Consider the following 18,681-nt stretch of genomic DNA (forward strand, 5'->3'; position numbering starts at 1 on the left):
TTGCCTGATGCACAGTGCTGCATGGCATCGGTGGTTACAGTGACCAAGTGCGGTCGGGTGCCGGTCGCGATCAGAACTGCCAGCGCAAACCGACATTGGCATTGATGCTGTTGGCATCGGAACGACCGCGCTCGGCGCCCACGTTGCCATAGATGGAGAAGGCATCGTTGAGCTGGTAGCGCACGCCCACCGACGCACGCGCCGACTGCTTGGACACCGGCTCGCCGGCCACGTTGAAGCGCGCTTCCGGCAGACCGGTGAACCAGGCGGTGAAGTCCGAGTTCGGATTGCCGAGCAGCGAACGGTAGGCGATCAAGCCATCGAAGCTCCACTTACCGCGCACCAGATGACCGCGCACACCCACCTCGCCATAGCCGGCACGCAACGTGTCGCTGTTGGCGCTCAACCCCAGCCCGGTGGCCGAGGCTTCGCTGAAGGCATCCTGGGTCTGGCTGACCACGCCTGCGGCAATGAACGGCGACAGCCCTGCCTGCGGCATCAGGCCGACTTCGGCACGCAGCGACCAGTTGGTGTCGTGGCGGCGATCCTGCAGGCGCTCGCCGATGCTGCCGGCCTGCACCGTGCGTTCGGTGTCCACATTGCTCATGCCGTAGGAACCGATCCCGGACACGTACGCCTGGCCGATCGGCTGATACAGATACGCGGTCATCGCATAACGGTCCGAGCGCAGGCGACTGGCCGACGCATCGATGTGCGCACGGTCCTGACCCGAACTCAGCGCCGCACCCACGACGGTGCCGGCGTTGCCCATCGGCAGATCCACACCGACGGTGGTGGCCTGCTGGGTGTAATCGGCCGAGTCGAAACCCTTGCCGCCCAGTTCGCCGTCCAGATAGCTGCCCTGCATCCAGGTGGTCAGCGTGGTGGTGTCGGCCAGGTAGGGCAGGCGATCGGCCGCCACGCGTGCATCGTTGAGTGCCGACTGGAAGCCCAGCGTGCGCTCGATGCCGTGTACCTGGCCGGCCAGGGTCGGCAGCGATGCGGCAACCTGCGCATCGTTGGCGGCCAGCAGCGCGCCGGTAGCGCTGATCAGGCCACCCAGGTTATCCGTATCGCCGGAGGCCACACGCGTATCCAGCACCTTGACCAGCGTATCGGCCTGCGTGGCACCGTTGATCACCGACTGCGGCGCACCGGCCGCCTGCGCGCTGGCAGCGGAGGCATTGCGGGTCAACGTGGCGGTGACGGTGGTGGGGTCGTAGGCGAGCGAAGCAGTCCAGAAGAAGTTGTTGGCGTACTGCACCCGATCGAAGCTGCCCTGCAACGTGCCGGCCTTGACGATCTTCTCGCTGCTGCCGACGTTGTAGCCAGCCGCTTCCGGCAGCAACAGCAGGTTGCCCTTCAGGCTGGCCTGGCCGGTGACGGTCAAGCCCTTGCCCAATTCGATGGCGGTGGTGCCGGTGTTGTTGGCCAGGCTGTAGCCGCCGTTGATGACACCGCCGCGCGATTCGAACGTGGCCGAGTTGAGCACAATGACATCCGAACGCAGGCTGCCGGACAGTGCGAGCACGCCGTCGCTGACGCTGGTGCCGCCGGTGTAGGTGTTGTTGCCGCTGAGCGTGAGCCTGCCGGCGCCGTTCTTGGTCAGGCCGCCGGCGCCGGAGATGTCATTGCTGAAGGTGCTGTCGTAGCCGGAGGTCACATTTGCCGCCCAGTTGCTGGCGAACTGGCCCGGGCCCTTGATCGCCTTGGCCGCATTGACTAGGCCGAAGCCGTACAGCGCATCCACGCCGGGGTCGCCCAGGTCAGTGGCGGTGGTCAGCAGGGTCTGCTGCAGGTTGGAAGCGCTCATCCACGGATACACGCCCAGCACCTGCGCCGCGATGCCGCTTACAGCGGCCGTGGAGAACGAGGTGCCGGCGATCTGGCCCTGCAGCTCGGTGCCGGCCAGCGCGGGTGCGAAGTAGCTGCCCGGCGCCACCAGGCACCACTGTGCGGCGGCGCCGCAATGGTTGGAATAGCTGGTCAGGCCGGCGGCATTGCCGGCGCTGTCGATGTTGACCGCGCCCACGGCCAGCCAGTTGTTGCGCAGACTGGCTTCCTGCACCGGCGTCGCCGCCGGGTAGGAGGCTTCTGCCGCGCCTTCGTTGCCGGTGGCGGCCACGATCAGCGCATCGGCCTCCACCAGCGGGGTCAGCGCATACTTCCAGGCCAGTGCGGCATTGGCACTGCTGGCTGCATCTGCATACGAGGCGCCGATCGACAGATTGGCGATGCGCACGCCGGCTGCCGCCAGGTCCACCGCCGCGCGGCGGGTCTGCTGGGTACCGCAGGAGTTTTCGGCGCAGATGCGCGCATAGAACAGGTCCGCATCCGGCGCGACACCGCCGGCGAAGCCGTCCTGGGCGGTGCCCAGCACCAATGCCGAGACGACGGTGCCGTGGCCGCGCAACGCGTTCGATGCGGATTCCGGGGTGCCGGGGGTGTCGGTGTAATCGTTGGAGGTATCGACCTTGCCGCTGATCGGCGCGTAGCTGCCATAGAGGTTGTCGTCCAGCACCGCCAGCTTGACGCCCTGACCCTTGGCGCCGGCCTGTTGTGCCAGATCCGCATTGGTCGGCACCAGCAGATTGCTGGCCAGGCCCTGGTAGCGGGCGGGGGCAGGTGCCGGCGTCGGCGCGGTGTTCGGCAGCGGGTCGGCCGCGGTGGTGTCCGGCGTCGTTGGAGTCGTTGGAGTCGTGGGCGTGGGCGTGGTGGGCGCTGGGGGAGTGGACGGCGTCGGGGCGACCACCGTGGTCTGCGGTGGGTCACTGCGGACATTGCCGCCACCGCCACCGCCGCCACAGGCAGTCAGGACAAGGCAGGAGGCGATCGTGGTTGCGAGTAGCGAGCGATTCATGGGTTGGTCGATTCCGGTAATTAGCGCGCCGCAACTGCAAAAATTCTAAAATTTGGCGCAGACGATTCCAGCACCGGGAAAAGCCGGTGTGGCGTTGGATTTCACGCGTTATTCACTTTATCCGCCGCGAATCTGTCCCCTCAGATAAGCGCTCCGGATAACACGGTGATGCGCCGATGCATCGAACCATGTGCTTGCGAGATTGTTTAACGGCGCTACCGGTAAACTCTAAAACATGAACGGACAGTTGCTATTCAGAGAAAAACATCCCGCATAGGGTTTTACGATTTAGTCCATAGCCAAAACAGATTAAAAAGCGCCTTATCAGGCTCGACTGCAAGGAAATGTCAGAGCGAACGCGACAATAAGTCGTCACGAATCTCCGGGGGCGGCAATCCTAAATGCGACGACTATCGCAGGTAATCAGGAAATGCGTCGAAGATGTCGGTAAATTGCCCACATGGTGTAGCGGATTCGACTGTAAGTTAGCAGCTCTAACGGACTCTTCTGCATCAGGCCTGATCGGATGAGTTTTATCGCAGTGACATCGAAGTTATATTAAATTTTCTGCTGCAGAACGAATATATCCACCGCATTTATATTGACCAAAAGCGAGCGAACCCTGCCATTGTGCCCAATTCCCCGCTTTTCCTGCATGAAATGCGCAAAGGGATATGCTCGAAGAAGCGCTGGATATTCAGTGCGCCGAATGAAACGTCGAGACAGGTACGTCCTCGTTTCAGGCCATCAAGCTGAATGCTGGGAGAATATTCAAGCCGATCTTTTTGGGGGAAGAACCAACATTCGGCGTGCCCCTACAGCCGATTCCTCTGATTCTGTTCTTATCGGCGCCGCTGCGTGCGCCACGCAAGGTGCGACATCGGTGTCATCGCGGCATGGCCGAGCCTGTTCAGGCTGCAGCGGTTTTGTCGAGAGTGCGCCGCTGGCGCTGCGCTAGCGTCTGCATAAATTGTTCAAGTTGCCGCGCCGCCAAATTTGGGCATCACAGCTATGCTCGAGCCCGATGAGTACCCACTGCACCGAAAGAATGTCCACGGAAGGCACCGACCAGGGCCTGCCGTACCGCGTGGTCGCTCGACAGCTCGGGCATCGGCGCATCGTGTTGGAGACCTTGCAGGTCTGTGGGCATCCCGTACCGCTGCCGGCCGCGCCCACCTTCGGCTCGCTGCAGACCGCGCTGGAGATCGGCACCAGGCTGGCCGAGCAATACATCGGCCAGTTGATCGTCAAGCAGGCCGGTGGGCGGCCGGGGCTGGCGGCTGGCCCGGCGCCGCTTTAGCGGGGCCCGATCGGTTTCGACGTGCTGCCGTGGGAAGCCGCATTCGTGCCGGCAGCACGCGCTGCGGTTGTCGAACCCCGCCGCAGGCTCATTGGGCCCTGGCTTTGGCCAGTGCCGCCTTGGCGCGTGTGCCGGCGGCCGCACCGACGCGCTTGTCCAGCACCTTGGCCAGTTCGTGCAGCTGCGCCTCGGTCACGCCGATGTTCAAGCCGATCTTCAAATGCGACTGCAGTTGCGCCTCCACGCCTTCCAGGGCGGCGAGCACGCTGATCGTGGCCAGTTCACGGCTCACCCAATCCAGGTTGTCGCGGGCAAAGATGTCGCCGAACAGATGCGTCTTGAGGTACTGATCGATTGCCGGCGCAAACGCAAACAACGGCCCGGTCACCGGCGCACCGGCCAGACGGGTCTGGTTGGCGGTGCCCAGCGCCAGCAGCGCATCGCCGCTCGGTACCGGGCCGGGCTCGTGTCCCGGCGCATCGGCGATGCCGCGCTGCTTGCGTGCATCGACGACCTGCATCAGCGCGGCCAGTGCATTGAGGCTGCGCGGAAACCCGGCATATGCATACAGTTGGACCAGTACCTCCTTGCAGTCGCTGATGCTCAAGCCAGCATCGAGGCCCGCCTCCAATGCGGTGTTCAAGCGGTCGATATCGCCGGTGGCCGCAAACGCGGCAATCGGCGCAATGGCCTGCTGGCTGGGCGACAAGGTGGCGTGTGTCGTCATGGACGTGATCTCCGAAGGATGTGCTGCCGCGGGGGAGGGGGCAACAGAGAGCAGGGCAACTGCGCCAACAACAGCGCAGCCATGGGGAGCGCGCGGCGCAGCGCGCTCGCGCATGGCATCGCATCTCTCCACCGATCTAGGGGCAAGGCAACGCGAATCCAAGCATCCACTGCCGGACCGTGCGATGCAGATGGCGCCCCAGCTGCGCGCACACCATGTCGAATCGAACGCACCACGCTTGCGTTTTTCATCGCCGTCTCCTTGCCATACGTACCGACAAGCAGCATGAGGCAGATGCAACGCCGCTCCATCCATCCAGCTTGCATGGTCCTATGAATGGCGCTCATCACTGCAAACGCGCATTGGAATTCAAGCCATCCTGGATGCGTACTGCTGTGCGATCGAAAACGCAGTTGGTGCCGGAGAAGTTCTTCCGCGCCAGCCGATTGCTAAGGTTTTCATCTGTCTGTTCCTCTGGTGGATGGAGCCCAGCGTAGAGAGCGTCCTGGAGCACGCACATCTTTCTATGAAATAGGGTCATGGCAGCGGTCCAGCGGTCGCTCGGCAGGATGAGTGGTTTGGGGTCCCGATGCTTGTCCGTGCAGCCCATCGCGCAAAGAAGACCCAGCATCACCGCGCTCATCACGTGGCAGCTGGCAGCATCGGGGCACGTTTCACCAACGCGCCCAATGAGTCCGCCATGAATTCAACTGCCATGCCCGCCCGATCCTGGGCCATCCATCCGTTCCATGCAGCCGTGCTCGGCGGTGTGTGGCCGCTGTTTCTCGGTGCCTTGCTGAGCGACTACGCTTACTGGAGCAGTCATCAGATCCAGTGGGCCAACTTTGCTGCGTGGCTGCTGATCGGCGCGATGGTATTGACCACCATCGCCTTGCTGTGCGCGATCGTCGGCTTCGTTCGCGGAAGCCGCAACCTGATCTATGTAATTGCGCTCGGTGCCGCATGGATTGTCGGCTTCTTCGACGCCCTGCATCATGCACGCGATGCCTGGGCCATCATGCCGGCGGCACTGGTGTTTTCTGCGATTGCGACCGCATTCGCGCTCGTTGCAACCTGGGCGGGGCTATCCAGCCTGCGCGTGGGAGGTGCCCGATGAAGCGTCATATCGTTACCGTCCTGTCGGTTTCCATTCTCGCCGCCGCACTCGCTTCCTGCGGCAAGGCGCCCGAGCTCAAGCAACACGGCGCCAGTCCCGAGCTGCCTGCGCCGGATCGCGGCCTGCTGCCCGACATGACCATCGCCGAGCCGGCAGCCTGGGGCGAGCGCAAGCCCACCGTGCCCGCGGGTTACCGCATCACTGCAATCGCCACCGGTCTGGGCATCCCACGCCAGACGCTGGTATTGCCCAATGGCGACATCCTGGTCGCCGAAGGCCGCGGCGGCAATGCACCCAACCTCAAGCCCAAGGACGTGATTGCAGGTGCGATCAAGGCCAAGGGCAACACCTCGGTCAAGAGCGGCAACCGGCTGACGCTGCTGCGCGACGCCGATGGCGACGGCACCTACGAACTGAAGACCGTATTTGCCGACAAGCTCAATGCGCCGTATGGCCTGGCGCTGATCGGCAACGCGCTGTACGTGGCAAATCAGGACGCGCTGGTGCGTTTTGATTATCAGCAAGGGCAGACCAAGGCCAGCGCTGCGCCCAGCAAGGTCACCGACTTGCCGTCGGCCATCAACCATCACTGGACCAAGGCCCTGACCGCCAGTGCCGATGGACGCTATCTGTATGTTGCGATCGGCTCCAACAGCAACATCACCGAGCGCGGCATGATTGCCGAAGTCGACCGCGCCCAGGTCTGGCAGGTGGATCCGGCAACCGGCGCCCACAAGAGCTATGCCACCGGGCTGCGCAATCCCACGGCATTGGCGATCCAGCCCGGCAGTGGCGCACTGTGGGCGGTAGTCAACGAGCGCGACGAGATCGGCCCGAATCTGGTGCCCGACTACCTCACCTCGGTACGTGAAGGCGGCTTCTACGGCTGGCCCTACAGCTACTGGGGCAAGAACGTGGACACGCGGGTCATGCCGCAGGATCCGCAGAAGGTCGCCTCGGCCATCGTGCCCGACTACGCGCTGGGCTCGCATGTCGCCGCACTTGGTGTCGCGTTTTCGGCGGCCACGATGGGAACGCAGTTTGCCGACGGTGTGTTCGTCGGTGAGCACGGCAGCTGGAATCGCGACCCGCCAGTGGGCTACAAGGTGGTGTTCGTGCCGTTCCGCGATGGCCGCCCGGCGGGCGACCCGATCGACTTCGTCTCCGGTTTCCATGGCGACGATGGCCTGACCCGCGGCCGCCCGGTCGGTGTCACGCTCGATCCACGTGGTGCATTGATCGTCGCGGACGACCTGGCCAATACGATCTGGCGAGTGACGCCGGATGCGGCGCCTGTCGCTCCGCAAGCGGCTGCACAGTAAGCCTGCTTGTCTACCCGGTTCTGCAAAGAACCGGGCAGTATTTGATGTGTTACCTGCGCCGGGGTGCGGGGCAGGGCTACATGTAGGCCTTACCGGGAACAACCCAACTTTTCAGAGGCGCCGGTCTTCAAGGCACGAGCCTCTGTTGGCCGTCTATCAGCACCGCGATCGATCGGCCTTCAATGCAGCCGTCAGGAATGTGCGTCGATGAATACCGAGCGCAGCATCGTCTTGGCGGACCAGCACAAGGGATAGGCATCGCCGTCCCGTTGACATACAGTGCCGGCCCCGCGTCGACCTGGACGACGCAGGCATCAGTGCGATGGACCTCTGGTGAGCCAATCGGCTAGACGCAATCACCAAGGCAAGAACAGACGGACCACGCTCTGCCGATCACCCGAGGCTTGTTGTTGATGTTGTTCAGATGTTCGGTGGTTGTTGTCGTGGCGCTCTTCGCTTCACCTCTTATCGCAGCGGAGTTGGTCGGCCGGGCAACCGTGACCGATGGCGACACCATCACTATCGCGCAGAAACGTGTCCGCCTGTGGGGTATCGATGCACCGGAAAGCGCGCAGCAATGCACCAGCAACGCTGGCAGCGCATGGCCTTGCGGCCGACGTTCCGCTGCCGCACTGGATGGCTACCTGCTCGACAAGACGGTTCGCTGCCAACCCAAGGACACCGATCGCTATGGACGGATCGTGGCCGAGTGCTATGTGCAGGGGCAGTCGATCAACCGCTGGATGGTGCAAGCCGGTTGGGCGGTGGCCTACCGCGAGTACGCCACCGCGTTCGTTGCCGACGAGCGCAACGCGCAGCAACAACGGCGCAACCTCTGGGCCGGCAGCTTTCAGATGCCTGCTGATTACCGACGCAGCAAGCGCAGGCAATCGGCACAGCGGGCTCAGGCCGCAGTGCAGACGCAAACGCCTGCGCACTGCGCCATCAAGGGCAATATTTCCAGCAAGGGCAGCAAGATCTTCCATATGCCCGGGCAACGCGATTACACGCGGACCAGCATCTCACCTGCCAAGGGCGAGCGTTTTTTCTGCACAAGCCAGGAAGCAATCAATGCAGGCTGGCGACGCGCGGCGCGCTGATGGCTGGAATGTGTGCGATCCAGCGTCGAGCAGCTGATCGCGACGCCTGTCGATCCTGCTGGGTGTTTTGGTCAACCAACCCAGCGCGGCGCAATCACCACACCTGAAACATGCACATGCGCCGCAAGCTGTGAGCTGCGTGCTGACCGCCACGCCAAGAGCGGCTGACAAAACATAGCCAACGTTCGTCGGTGCTATGGACGAGGGACTCTGAACCCCAAGCGTAGGAGTGATGCCGATTCCGAGCACCGGGCGCACCCGCCTGACGGCCGCGCAGTAGTTCTGTTGGCCGCTCTAATGCCCGACAAATGCCTCGATATTCTGCACCAGGCTGCGGCGTGTGTAGGGCTTGCTTAAAAACGTCGTCCGGCTGGGTAATCCATTGGGGGAATGCCCCAGACCCGATGTCAGGATCGCCGGCAGATTGTTGCCATCCGCGCGCAGATACGAAATCAGGCCGTATCCATCCAATAGCCCCGGCATCTGCAGATCGGTAAAGACCAGCGCGATCGCCGGGTGCTTATCGATATGCTCCAGCGCGCCCTGCGCATCGGTTGCGGTGACGACCGCATAACCGCTCTCGGTCAGCAGCAGCGTGGCCAACTCGAGCGTGTCAGCATCGTCCTCGACGACAAGAATCAGTTTTTCGTTTGTAGAGCCCATAAAGCAGGTTTTCTGAGGATGCATGCATCACACTACGTTTCCCACGCGAAAAACACGTGATCGATTTGAGAACCATGAACAGCACGCAGGACTTCCCCGACCATCGCTACCGACAGGTCGTCGAGCTGTCACTGGATTCCATCAAGGAAATTGCCTTGGACGGACGCGTCAGGTTCGTCAACGCGCATGGTCTGGCGCGTGTGGCGTTTGTCGATGCCGCCTCTGTGGTGGGTCTGCCCTGGGTGTCGTTATGGCCGAAGCGATTCAGGCCGCGCGTGCGGCAGGCGCTCGCCGCTGCCGAGCGCGGCGAGTCGCAGCAGTTCGAGACCGAATGTACGAATGCAGACGGGCAGCTCCAGAGCTGGTTGGTGTCGACAAGCCCGCTGCGTAACGCGGATGGCAAGATCGAGGGGGTGCTGGCGGTCAATCGCGACATCACCGAACGCCGGCAGTCGCAACTGGCACTACGCACGCTCAACCAGACGCTGCAGGCCCGCACCGAGTCTGCAATCCATCACGTTGAGCCTGCTGCAGCGGCGACGCACGACCAAGTACGTGCAGAGGCGCAGTCTCCAAGCATTGAGGTCGAGCTGGATATTGCACGTGCCGCGCAGCGCCTGGCCGAGCGCGTGGCCGAGCGAGCGCAGGAGGGTGAGGCTGTGGGGCAACTGTTGGCCGGTGTCGTTCACGACCTGAACAACGTGCTGCAAACTGCGGGCGCTGCCATCGATGTGGTTCAGTCGCGCGGCGCCCTTGGCGAAGCGGATCAGAAGATTTTGCGCATGGCAGAGACCGCTCTGCAGCAGGGCTCGGTCATGGCGCAACGCCTGCTGGGCTTCGCGCGCAAGCATCCTTATGCTCCCGAACGCGTCGAGCTCAATGCGCTAGTCGCGCGCCTGCTGCCCCTGCTTCAACAGGCGGCAGGCGCTGCGGTATTGGTCGAGTGGGAGACCACGACTTGCGACAGTGCCGTACTGGCGGATCCACACACGCTGGAACGGGCCTTGTTGAACCTGGTGATCAATGCGCGCGATGTCTGCGCGGTGCCTGGCAGGGTCTGCATCACGGTGGCGACGCGGACGCTAGCAGATGTGGATGCTGCCGGTCGTCGCGCCGGCGATTATGTCACCCTCTCTGTCCAGGACAATGGCAGCGGCATTGCACCGGAGATCCGCGATCAGCTGTTCGACGCCTACTTCACCACCAAACCGGCAGGCAAGGGCACCGGGCTGGGCTTGGCACAAGTGGATGGGGCGGTCAGGCAGGCCGACGGCTATATTGAAGTGCAGTCGATGCCAGGGCAGGGCGCCTGTTTCACGCTTGGCTTCCCGGCGGCGGAGCCGACTGGTTGCTGACATCAGAGATGCCGGCGACGCCTAGATACTCTCGAGAATACCTAGCGGCGTCACGGTGCATCTGCCCATCCATTGTCTGGCATAGTGGTGCGCGGCAAGTTGCGTGTCGAATCGCATCTCGCGCCTGTGCCCATACAAGGTGATCCCATCGTCGAACGACACCAGAATCTCCGGGAAGAAGACGCCCTCCAACGGAACCGTATGTGCAGTCAATCGATAACGACCAATCTGCCGGAACATCGTGGAGTCCATCATGACCTCGGTAGCGGTAATGGCCGGCGTGAAGCGATTGCATTAAGTCGAGGAGCAATTGCACCTTGATCGCTATGTTTTCGATTTGCAAGCAGCGCGGATAATGATCTGCAGGTAGCCTGGAATCGGAAGAGCACAATCGCGGTGGTTTATGCACAGCCCGCTTATGCAAATAAATGCGGGCTTCAATGTCGCGATTGCTTGTCGCGCCGAAACGATCGGGCAACGGCAGTCACGGGGTTATCTGCGATGTTTCCACGGGCGATCGTCTCCAGCATCGGCCATCACCACGTCTGCTTGTTGCTGGACACATCTGACGATGTACACGATGGCTAGACCTGACTCTCCAGTACCGGCTCGCCAGCCAGGACGGCCATTTCCAGGCGGGCCAGATGATCGCTGAATCCGCCGCTCGCGCGGGCGATGCGGCGAGCGCTGGTATTGACGACCGGCTTGACCAGGCGGGCAATCTGCATGCCTGCGCGCTCTAGCGCCGAAACCAGCGCCACGTCTTCGCTGCACTTGAGCGCAGAAAAACCACCGGCGGCCACGTACGCAGCCACACTCATGCCGAGATTGGCGCCATGCACATGCGGATGCCCATCGCGGCGGATTTCCTTGGCCAGGAAGGCCTGCCGTGTTTCGGGACGGAAATCGTGCCAGTCGGTCACCTCCACCACGCCGCAGAACACATCCGCCGCGCAATCGAGCTGTGCCGAAAGCCAGTCCGGCGGCACGCAGGTGTCGGCATCGGTAAACGCAAGCCAGCGTGCCCCGCGCGCAATCGCGGCCGATGCCGCCGCTGCACGCGCAATGCCGACACCACCTGCGGTAGTGACGGTTCTTGCGCCGTGCGCGCGTGCAATTGCGCCGGTGCCGTCGCTGCAGCGGTCGAGCGCGACATGGATTTCCACGCGCTCTCCCGCCAAATGCGGGTGCGCGGCTGCCACCAGAATGGACTGCAGGCACTTGCCGATCAGATCCGCTTCGTTATGCGCCGGAATGGTGACCGCGATCATCGCAGCTGCTCCTGTTGCGCAATCGACGGCCCGGACATCCAGGCCTGCAACACGAAGTCCGCATCCTGGTAGCAGCACAGCGTGTCCATCGCCAATACCTGGTTCAGCGCGCTGTGGACCTGCTCGGCGCTGCGCAACGCGCCATCGAAGTCGTGCCGCCAGTGACATGCCACAAGGCAGCCGTTGGCGGTGAGCGAGCGGGCGAACAACGCCACGGTTTTTTCGAAAGCCGCGGCGTCCAGGTAATAACCCACCTCACTGAAGACGATCAGGTCGAACAGCCCCTCCGGCCAATCCGACGGATGCGCCGCCTGCTGCAGCGTGACCGCAGGCAGTGCCTGCAGCCGCACGCTCGCCAGCTCGACCGCCTGCTGCGACAGATCCGTCGCCAGCAGCGTGTCACAGCGCTGCGCCAGCTGCGCGGTTAGCTCGCCATTGGAACAGCCAAATTCCCAGCCACGCGCGAACCTCGGATAGGGCAGGGCACCGAGCAGGATGTCGCGTTTGCGCTGCTCGTACCAGCGCGAGCGATAACCGAACGGGTCTGCATCGGCGTACATCTGCTCAAAGTGCTCAACGCTCAGCGCGGTCATCGGATGAAGACCTCGAACGGCCGCGCAAAGCGCTCCAGCACCGGCGGCGGCAGAATCGGCTCTGCAACGGGTGGCGTGCAGTGGCCCAACTGGGTGGCAAAGCACGCAATGGCGCGCTGCTTGGCACTCAGCACCGCAGGCGATAGATCGAAGCGCACGGCAGTGCCATCGGCAAATACCCCGTCTTCCGGACGCGACCAATGCCACGCCCAGACCGGATATTGCAGACGCCGCGCCGACTGCGCCTTGCACGCGACATGGGTCGCGCGCGACGCCGCCTCATGATCCGGATGGCCATCGCGCTCCCAGGTCACCAGCACCGTGTCCTGCGCAGTGATCAGATCACCGAGGGCCTGTGCCATGCGCGCTTCGCATGCCGCCAGCGCGCCATCGCCCAGTGCGAGATGGGTCAATGCGCCAGGCACTACACCCAACTGCTGCACGGCGGCATCCAGTTCCAGGCGCCGCGCCGGGCCCAGCACCTGTGGCTGCCAGCCGGGTTCGTCGGGGTAGGCCTGCTCCCCATCGGTCAGCGCGACGATCAACACCGGTACGCCTGCGGCACGCGCGGCGGCAATCAACCCGCCACATCCAAGCACCTCGTCGTCCGGGTGCGGTGCCACCACCACCAGGCGCTGGCTACCTTGCATCAGTTGCGACAGCGTGACGCGTGGCAGCTCGCTCAGGTACGGCGCGTAGCGCCATGCTGTTTCCGGCGTGCCTGTGCCCTCGATGGGCTGCCCGGCTAGATCTTCCAAGGCAATGTCTCCTGTTGGCATAACTCGCCCAGGGCCTGCAGGTCGCGTTCTGCGTGATGCTGCCGAATAAACACCGACAGGTCGGCGCAACGCTGCGCATGTGCGCGGTTGCCGCACAGCGGGCCTGGCCCCAACGCACGCGCGACCCGATCCAGCGCGTCGCGCGCCACCGCTTCGACCACACTGCGTACCTGCAGGACGCCACGCAGATGTGCCTGTTCCGGCTGCGCGTCGATGCGCGTTGCCAGCTGACGCAACAACGCAGCTGCAGATGCCAGGCCTGTATCGATGGCGCCCAGATGCGCGGCGGCATGCGGATCCTTGCTCACACGCGCAGAGGCACGCAGCACATCGGCAACCGCAACGGTGGCGCCGAACCAGCACGCGGCGATGCCGGCACCGCCGTGCCAGAATCCAGGTCGGGTCAGGTACGCATCACCTGCGCCAATCTGCCGCGCTGGCGTATCGGAGAAGCGAACATTGGCCGTCTCGATGCCTTGCATGCCGACTGCCTGCCACGCACTGTTGTCGATCTGAATGCCGGGCTGATCCAGCGCCACGGCAAACAGGCAACTGGCGCCTGCATGGCGCGTCGTTACCAGCGCATGCGTCACTTGCGCCGCACCCGAACACCACGCCTTGGTGCCGTTGAGCACTTGTCCGGAAAAACGCATATCCGAGCCGGGCGGCTCGGCCGCCCACACCGCCCAACGCTGGGTCGGCGTGATGAGGTCCACCCCCAGATCGGCACAGATGGCTTGCGCGTCGTAATGCGCTTCCAGGAACTTGGCCGCGCACAGGTCGTCTGCCGCGATATCGGCAAGCGTCTGCCAGCGCCCCAGGGTGCGACCACGCCCGGGAAGTGGCAGCGTCGGATGTATGTGTAGCCACTTGTCCGCAATCGACTGCTTGAGTCCGTCGGTGCGGGCTGAGTCCGTGTGCGATGCAAAGGCAAGGGTGTGCGATGAAATACGTGCGCTCATCGGGCCACGCTAAGCAGCGCACGGTGCAAGGGGTGTGACGCGTGACAACGGTTCTCGACGTGAGAAGCGAACAGAAGCGCAAGGAAACCACTGCAACTTGCTGCGCAAATCGATATTCAGAAGGCAGCCGCGGCCCTGCCGCAGCCCGACGACGCGAGCGCATTCTCGGATCTGGATGGCGCTGCGCCCACCGCCGATTGGACGGTGCATGCCGGCGCGTCGATCCTGGTGCGGCCCGACGGCCGCATCGCCTTTTGCAGCCATGCCGATGCGCCGGAACGTCTGCACGTGGATTGCAGGCATGTCTTCGGCCAGGCGACAGAGGACGCTGCACGTTGCGCCTGCCGTGATCGGTTTCTCCCACCGCACGATGGCGCTGCGCAGGCCGGCACACCGGGAACGCTGCTCCCGCTTTGCTAGGATGCGCGCACATGCTATCCAGGAGGCCAAGCGCATGACGCCCACAGTGTTTCCCGAGCCCGAGCTGTTCCTGCCGCAGCGTGGCGAGCCCGCGTTGCGGTGGGGAGTGCTGGGGCCTGGAGCGATCGCCTCGGCGTTCGTGAGCGCGCTGCGCCGCCATACCGGGCAACGACCATTTGCAGTGGCCTCGCGCACGCGTGCGCGTGCCGAGGCCTTTGCGAGCACCTGGGCGATGCAGCGCGCCTATGACAGCTACGAGGCGCTGGTCGAAGACCACGATGTCGACATCGTCTATATCGCCACCCCGCACAGCGAACATCTGCAGCAGGGCTTGCTGGCGCTGCGCGCGGGCAAACATGTGTTGATCGAAAAGCCCATGACCACCTGCGCCGACGATGCGCGCGTGCTGGTGCAGGAGGCGCGGCAGCGCGGTCTGTTCCTGATGGAAGCCATGTGGAGCCGCTACCTGCCGCATACCTCGGTGCTGCGGAAACTGCTGGCCGATGGCGCGTTGGGCGAGCTTCGCCATGTGTTCGCCGATCTGAGCCAACGCGGCCCTGACGATGCGACGCACCGCCAGCGCAATCCTGCGCTCGGCGGCGGCGCGCTGCTGGACCTGGGCGTGTATGCGGTGCAGTTCTCTTCGATGATCCTGGGCGCACCGACCGCGATCACGACCACCGGCGCGCTGACCGACACCGGCGTGGATGCCTTCTCGACCATGGTGCTGTCGCATGGCGGCACCGCGCAATCCACGCTGATCAGTTCCATCGTGGCCCGCAGCAGTTCCACCGCCTATGTCACCGGCAGCCAGGGACGCATCGACCTTGCCGGCGAATTCCACAATCCGACCACGCTGAGCCTGGTCGGCAACGACCACGCCGGCATGCCCGCAGTGTGGATGGATCCGACCGGGATCAGCGGCTACGCGGGCCTGTCGTGGCAAGCGACAGCCGCGGCGCGTTACATCGGGGAAGGGCGCAAGGAATCTCCACTCCATCCGCTGGATGAAGTGATCCAGATCATGACCACCCTGGATGCGGCGCGGGCACAGCTGGGGTAGCGGGCGGGGCGTCTGCAGCAGCCAAGGCGCGTTGGCAGAAGCGGCGTACGATCATGCACCCTGTTCACCGCCGCATCGCCAATGCAGCAGGTATTGCAGCTGATGCGAGCCCGCCTGTCTGCCAAGCTGCGCAGGCGAGCGACGATCAACGCGTAGCGCGCAGCAATGCGGTTTTTCACAACAGGAAGGGATCGACGCTCTTCAAGCGCCGCCCGACGCGCAGGGCCGGCCGCAGCAAAAACAAAGCCCCGCGTCTGCGGGGCCTTGTGGTGATCTATGTGCTCAATGCGCGATGGACGCGCTCCGGCACTGCCAGGCGCATTTTGTTCGCCGCGCTTAGGGCAGATCGCATTTGATTTTCGCGTCCACATAATAGGGCTTTGGGACGTCCGGGTTCTTGCTGGTCCTCTCGAACACCACCTCGAACGAATCGAGATCCACGGTACCGTTGCGCGACTTGCAGGCGTCCTGCAATTTCTGCTTTACCGCCGCGATACCCGCGTCGCGATTGGCGCCATCGGCGCTATTGGTCAGATTGGCGATCTCGGCAAATGCAGGCGAACTCAGACCCAGCAGGCAACCGACAGCCATAAGCGTGTGCAGCTTCTTCATACAGTCTCCCTTGCGATGTCTATGATCTTCCGGGGGCATGGACGACAACGGCGATCGATATTCAGCGCAACAGAGCGCCGCGTGCGGTCCAGCCCGGCGCAGCATAGGCCGGGCGGGTGAAGGCCTCGTGCACGTGCTCGCACCTGCGGTAATGGAGCGCTTTGGCGCATGGGTCGGTTGCAGATGCGCTCAGCGCTCAAACGCAGACGGCCCGGACGAGCCGGGCCGTTTGCGATGCCGCAAATCAGAACTCCTGCCAGTCGCTTGCATCGTGCGAGGTGCCTGCAGCCACTGCGCGTTTCGCTGCAGGTGCCTGGCGTGGCAAGCTTTTGACGGCGGCGGGCCGGCCGGCAATCTCGCTGAGCTTGGCCGCAACCGGCGGTGCCGGCCGCGTGGTGCGCGTGCTGCCCTCGCTGATCTTGAACACCGATACCGCCTGCGTCAGCTGCACGGCCTGCTCTTCCATCGAGCGTGCGGCGGCGGTGGCTTCTTCCACCAGTGCGGCGTTCTGCTGCGTGGTTTCGTCCATCTGCGTCACGGTGGTATTGACCTGCTCGATACCGGCCGACTGTTCCTGCGACGCCGCGGAAATCTCGCCCATGATGTCGGTCACGCGCTGCACGCTGGCTACGATCTCGGCCATCGTGGCGCCTGCGGTATGCACCAAGGTCGAGCCTTCGGCGACCCGCTCGACCGAATCGTCGATCAGGCTCTTGATCTCCTTCGCCGCAGCGGTGGAGCGCTGGGCCAGCGTGCGCACTTCCGATGCCACCACCGCAAAGCCGCGGCCCTGTTCGCCGGCACGTGCCGCTTCCACCGCCGCATTCAAGGCCAGGATGTTGGTCTGGAACGAGATCCCGTCGATGACGGAGATGATGTCGGCAATCTTCTTGGACGAGGCCTCGATACCGGCCATGGTGCCCACCACCTTGCTCACGATCTCGCCGCCCTGCGATGCCACGCCTGCCGCACCGATCGCCAGTTGATTGGCCTGACGGGCGTGTTCGGCATTCTGGCGCACGGTGGAGGTCAGCTCTTCCATCGACGCGGCGGTTTCTTCCAGGTTGGCGGCCTGCTGTTCGGTACGCTGCGACAGGTCCTGATTGCCGGCAGCGATTTCGCTGGCGGCAGAATTGATCGACACGGCCGAGTGCTGGATACGGCCGACAATCTCGGCCAGCTGCGCGGCAGTGGCGTTGGCATCATCACGCATCTGCGCGAACACGCCCTTGAAGTCGCCGGTCATCCGCGCGGTGAGGTCGCCTGCGGCGATGGACTGCAGCAGCGACGACAGCGATTGCAGGTTGCCGTCGGCAGTGGCCATCAACTGGTTGAGGCTATCGACCATCACATGGAAGTCGTACTGGAAACGCTCGGCATCGCCGCGTGCGCTGAAGTCGCCGTTGGCTGCGGATTGCGCCAGCTGCTTGATCTCGCGGTTCATCGCAGAAAGGTTGGCCTTTACCTCGTCCATGGTCTGCGTCAGCACCGCCTTCTCGCCGGGCAGGCGGTCCATGCTCTCGCTGAGGTCGCCGATGGCGTAGCGCCCCATGATGCGTGCCAGGTTGGTCTGCACCGCCAGATGCGACGCCACCAGCGTATTGGTGTCCTTGGCCATGCGGCCGTAGTCGCCAGGAAACGCCGCAGCATCGATGCGGAAACTGGTCTGGCCATCATCGTGTCGCCTGGCCATGTCGCTCTGCGCGTCGAGCAAGGATTGCAACTGCTTCTGCATGCCACGCATGGCACGCAACAGGCGGCCGGTTTCATCCTTGGCGTCGCTTTCCACGTCGTTGTCCAGCTGGCCGTTGGCAATCGCCTCTGCGGCGTTGGTGGCGCGTGCAAGCGGCTGGGTCAGGCTGCGGGTGATGAGCCAGGCGAGCAGGCTGCTGATCACCACCACGGCAATGCCACCGAAGATGATCAGCAGCTTGCCGCGATTCATCGACGCCACCGCATCGGCATAGGCTTGCTGGCTCTGGCCTTCCTGACGGGTCACCAGTTCGCGGATCTTGTCCTGCCACGCCATCGTCGCCGGGCGTGCCTTTTCGCTGAGCAAGGCTTGCGCAGGCGCGTTGTCGTTTTGAGCGGCAAGCGCCATGACCTGGTCGTTGATCTTGCCCGAGATGGCGCGTCGCGCGTCCATCTCGGCGCGAATCTTGCGACCTTCCTCGGAGCTGGGCAGCGTATCGAGCTTGGCCCGCAGGTCGTTGTAGCGCTGGCGCTGCGCCTTGATGGTGGCCAGCGCTTCGTTGTTGAGTTCGTCGCTGGTGGCCATGGCATAGGTGCCCAGCGCGATCAGGATCGATGAGTTGGCATCCAGCATGCCGTTGCCGATCTGGATCTTGGCCATGCGGTCAAGCACGATGAAATCGAATTGCTGTCGTGCTTTCGCCATGGTGACCAGGCCGGTTGCCACCAGCAGGCTCGACAACAGAATCAGGATGCCGAAGGCGACGCCGAGACGGCGCCCGACGTTATAGCGTTGCAAATAGGCGGTCATGCGGGTCGTCCTGATGTCCAGTGGGTGGCACCGG

General features: G+C 63.8%; 17 protein-coding genes. 7 read left to right on the plus strand and 10 right to left on the minus strand.

The window, feature by feature from the left end:
• Positions 1 to 70: 70 nt before the first annotated feature.
• Positions 71 to 2,860, minus strand: coding sequence for a S8 family serine peptidase (locus tag AC06DU_RS10530; RefSeq protein WP_478204330.1), 2,790 nt, complete (start codon positions 2,858 to 2,860; stop codon positions 71 to 73).
• Between the two features lie 1,024 nt (positions 2,861 to 3,884).
• Here AC06DU_RS10530 and AC06DU_RS10535 point away from each other — a divergent pair.
• Positions 3,885 to 4,160 carry a hypothetical protein gene (locus tag AC06DU_RS10535; protein ID WP_024940668.1) on the plus strand — a complete coding sequence of 92 codons (276 nt, stop codon included), beginning with the start codon at positions 3,885 to 3,887 and terminating at the stop codon, positions 4,158 to 4,160.
• Positions 4,161 to 4,248: 88 nt separating this feature from the next.
• On the opposite strand, the gene AC06DU_RS10540 is transcribed toward AC06DU_RS10535, so the two are convergent.
• Complete coding sequence (locus AC06DU_RS10540) at positions 4,249 to 4,887, minus strand: carboxymuconolactone decarboxylase family protein (protein WP_080689558.1); 639 nt, start codon at positions 4,885 to 4,887, stop codon at positions 4,249 to 4,251.
• Positions 4,888 to 5,587: 700 nt separating this feature from the next.
• Here AC06DU_RS10540 and AC06DU_RS10545 point away from each other — a divergent pair.
• From AC06DU_RS10545 to AC06DU_RS10555, 3 genes are all read left to right on the plus strand, one after another.
• On the plus strand, positions 5,588 to 6,004 hold the full coding sequence (locus tag AC06DU_RS10545; RefSeq protein ID WP_054592712.1) for a hypothetical protein: 417 nt from the start codon (positions 5,588 to 5,590) through the stop codon (positions 6,002 to 6,004).
• Positions 6,001 to 7,326 carry a PQQ-dependent sugar dehydrogenase gene (locus AC06DU_RS10550; RefSeq protein WP_435004123.1) on the plus strand — a complete coding sequence of 442 codons (1,326 nt, stop codon included), beginning with the start codon at positions 6,001 to 6,003 and terminating at the stop codon, positions 7,324 to 7,326. Before AC06DU_RS10545 ends, AC06DU_RS10550 begins: the two co-directional genes overlap by 4 nt.
• A gap of 413 nt (positions 7,327 to 7,739) precedes the next feature.
• The gene (locus AC06DU_RS10555) at positions 7,740 to 8,426 is read left to right on the plus strand and encodes a thermonuclease family protein (RefSeq protein ID WP_478204411.1); all 687 of its coding nucleotides are present in this window, start codon (positions 7,740 to 7,742) and stop codon (positions 8,424 to 8,426) included.
• Positions 8,427 to 8,720: 294 nt separating this feature from the next.
• On the opposite strand, the gene AC06DU_RS10560 is transcribed toward AC06DU_RS10555, so the two are convergent.
• A complete protein-coding gene (locus tag AC06DU_RS10560; RefSeq protein ID WP_372358761.1) occupies positions 8,721 to 9,113 on the minus strand; it encodes a response regulator in 393 nt (130 codons plus the stop codon).
• 50 nt (positions 9,114 to 9,163) lie between these two features.
• Here AC06DU_RS10560 and AC06DU_RS10565 point away from each other — a divergent pair, with 50 nt between their 5' ends.
• Complete coding sequence (locus AC06DU_RS10565; RefSeq protein WP_054592697.1) at positions 9,164 to 10,444, plus strand: two-component system sensor histidine kinase NtrB; 1,281 nt, start codon at positions 9,164 to 9,166, stop codon at positions 10,442 to 10,444.
• A 21-nt stretch (positions 10,445 to 10,465) separates the two neighbouring features.
• On the opposite strand, the gene AC06DU_RS10570 is transcribed toward AC06DU_RS10565, so the two are convergent.
• The 5 genes from AC06DU_RS10570 to AC06DU_RS10590 all read right to left on the minus strand — a co-directional run bounded on the left by AC06DU_RS10570 (position 10,466) and on the right by AC06DU_RS10590 (position 14,049).
• Positions 10,466 to 10,684 carry a hypothetical protein gene (locus tag AC06DU_RS10570; protein ID WP_478204332.1) on the minus strand — a complete coding sequence of 73 codons (219 nt, stop codon included), beginning with the start codon at positions 10,682 to 10,684 and terminating at the stop codon, positions 10,466 to 10,468.
• Between the two features lie 344 nt (positions 10,685 to 11,028).
• Positions 11,029 to 11,715: a glycosyltransferase family 2 protein gene (locus AC06DU_RS10575; RefSeq protein WP_054592698.1), complete on the minus strand. Its 687-nt coding sequence runs from the start codon at positions 11,713 to 11,715 to the stop codon at positions 11,029 to 11,031.
• Positions 11,712 to 12,308, minus strand: coding sequence for a class I SAM-dependent DNA methyltransferase (locus AC06DU_RS10580; RefSeq protein ID WP_054592699.1), 597 nt, complete (start codon positions 12,306 to 12,308; stop codon positions 11,712 to 11,714). Before AC06DU_RS10580 ends, AC06DU_RS10575 begins: the two co-directional genes overlap by 4 nt.
• Complete coding sequence (locus AC06DU_RS10585) at positions 12,305 to 13,066, minus strand: PIG-L deacetylase family protein (protein WP_081008623.1); 762 nt, start codon at positions 13,064 to 13,066, stop codon at positions 12,305 to 12,307. Before AC06DU_RS10585 ends, AC06DU_RS10580 begins: the two co-directional genes overlap by 4 nt.
• Positions 13,054 to 14,049, minus strand: coding sequence for an acyl-CoA dehydrogenase family protein (locus AC06DU_RS10590; protein WP_478204334.1), 996 nt, complete (start codon positions 14,047 to 14,049; stop codon positions 13,054 to 13,056). The genes AC06DU_RS10585 and AC06DU_RS10590 overlap by 13 nt, the downstream gene beginning before the upstream one ends.
• Positions 14,050 to 14,503: 454 nt before the next feature.
• Here AC06DU_RS10590 and AC06DU_RS10595 point away from each other — a divergent pair, with 454 nt between their 5' ends.
• Both AC06DU_RS10595 and AC06DU_RS10600 read left to right on the plus strand, forming a co-directional pair.
• Positions 14,504 to 15,532: a Gfo/Idh/MocA family protein gene (locus tag AC06DU_RS10595; protein ID WP_184611970.1), complete on the plus strand. Its 1,029-nt coding sequence runs from the start codon at positions 14,504 to 14,506 to the stop codon at positions 15,530 to 15,532.
• A 53-nt stretch (positions 15,533 to 15,585) separates the two neighbouring features.
• Positions 15,586 to 15,888: a hypothetical protein gene (locus AC06DU_RS10600; RefSeq protein WP_184611968.1), complete on the plus strand. Its 303-nt coding sequence runs from the start codon at positions 15,586 to 15,588 to the stop codon at positions 15,886 to 15,888.
• Here the strand turns inward: AC06DU_RS10600 and AC06DU_RS10605 are convergent.
• On the minus strand, positions 15,869 to 16,144 hold the full coding sequence (locus AC06DU_RS10605; protein WP_024939953.1) for a hypothetical protein: 276 nt from the start codon (positions 16,142 to 16,144) through the stop codon (positions 15,869 to 15,871). The two genes, AC06DU_RS10600 and AC06DU_RS10605, sit on opposite strands and share 20 nt — an antisense overlap.
• A 244-nt stretch (positions 16,145 to 16,388) precedes the next feature.
• Complete coding sequence (locus AC06DU_RS10610) at positions 16,389 to 18,647, minus strand: methyl-accepting chemotaxis protein (protein WP_102256747.1); 2,259 nt, start codon at positions 18,645 to 18,647, stop codon at positions 16,389 to 16,391.
• Between the last annotated feature and the right edge of the window lie 34 nt (positions 18,648 to 18,681).

The organism is Xanthomonas sp. NCPPB 3200, from assembly GCF_056393585.1.

What these genes read in the sequence shown, in the direction of transcription:
- AC06DU_RS10530 (WP_478204330.1), bottom strand. Translation starts at nt 2,860, where the DNA reads ATGAATCGCTCGCTACTCGCAACCACGATCGCCTCCTGCCTTGTCCTG.
- AC06DU_RS10535 (WP_024940668.1), top strand. Translation starts at nt 3,885, where the DNA reads ATGAGTACCCACTGCACCGAAAGAATGTCCACGGAAGGCACCGACCAG.
- AC06DU_RS10540 (WP_080689558.1), bottom strand. Translation starts at nt 4,887, where the DNA reads ATGACGACACACGCCACCTTGTCGCCCAGCCAGCAGGCCATTGCGCCG.
- AC06DU_RS10545 (WP_054592712.1), top strand. Translation starts at nt 5,588, where the DNA reads ATGAATTCAACTGCCATGCCCGCCCGATCCTGGGCCATCCATCCGTTC.
- AC06DU_RS10550 (WP_435004123.1), top strand. Translation starts at nt 6,001, where the DNA reads ATGAAGCGTCATATCGTTACCGTCCTGTCGGTTTCCATTCTCGCCGCC.
- AC06DU_RS10555 (WP_478204411.1), top strand. Translation starts at nt 7,740, where the DNA reads ATGTTGTTCAGATGTTCGGTGGTTGTTGTCGTGGCGCTCTTCGCTTCA.
- AC06DU_RS10560 (WP_372358761.1), bottom strand. Translation starts at nt 9,113, where the DNA reads ATGCATCCTCAGAAAACCTGCTTTATGGGCTCTACAAACGAAAAACTG.
- AC06DU_RS10565 (WP_054592697.1), top strand. Translation starts at nt 9,164, where the DNA reads ATGAACAGCACGCAGGACTTCCCCGACCATCGCTACCGACAGGTCGTC.
- AC06DU_RS10570 (WP_478204332.1), bottom strand. Translation starts at nt 10,684, where the DNA reads ATGTTCCGGCAGATTGGTCGTTATCGATTGACTGCACATACGGTTCCG.
- AC06DU_RS10575 (WP_054592698.1), bottom strand. Translation starts at nt 11,715, where the DNA reads ATGATCGCGGTCACCATTCCGGCGCATAACGAAGCGGATCTGATCGGC.
- AC06DU_RS10580 (WP_054592699.1), bottom strand. Translation starts at nt 12,308, where the DNA reads ATGACCGCGCTGAGCGTTGAGCACTTTGAGCAGATGTACGCCGATGCA.
- AC06DU_RS10590 (WP_478204334.1), bottom strand. Translation starts at nt 14,049, where the DNA reads ATGAGCGCACGTATTTCATCGCACACCCTTGCCTTTGCATCGCACACG.
- AC06DU_RS10595 (WP_184611970.1), top strand. Translation starts at nt 14,504, where the DNA reads ATGACGCCCACAGTGTTTCCCGAGCCCGAGCTGTTCCTGCCGCAGCGT.
- AC06DU_RS10600 (WP_184611968.1), top strand. Translation starts at nt 15,586, where the DNA reads ATGCACCCTGTTCACCGCCGCATCGCCAATGCAGCAGGTATTGCAGCT.
- AC06DU_RS10605 (WP_024939953.1), bottom strand. Translation starts at nt 16,144, where the DNA reads ATGAAGAAGCTGCACACGCTTATGGCTGTCGGTTGCCTGCTGGGTCTG.
- AC06DU_RS10610 (WP_102256747.1), bottom strand. Translation starts at nt 18,647, where the DNA reads ATGACCGCCTATTTGCAACGCTATAACGTCGGGCGCCGTCTCGGCGTC.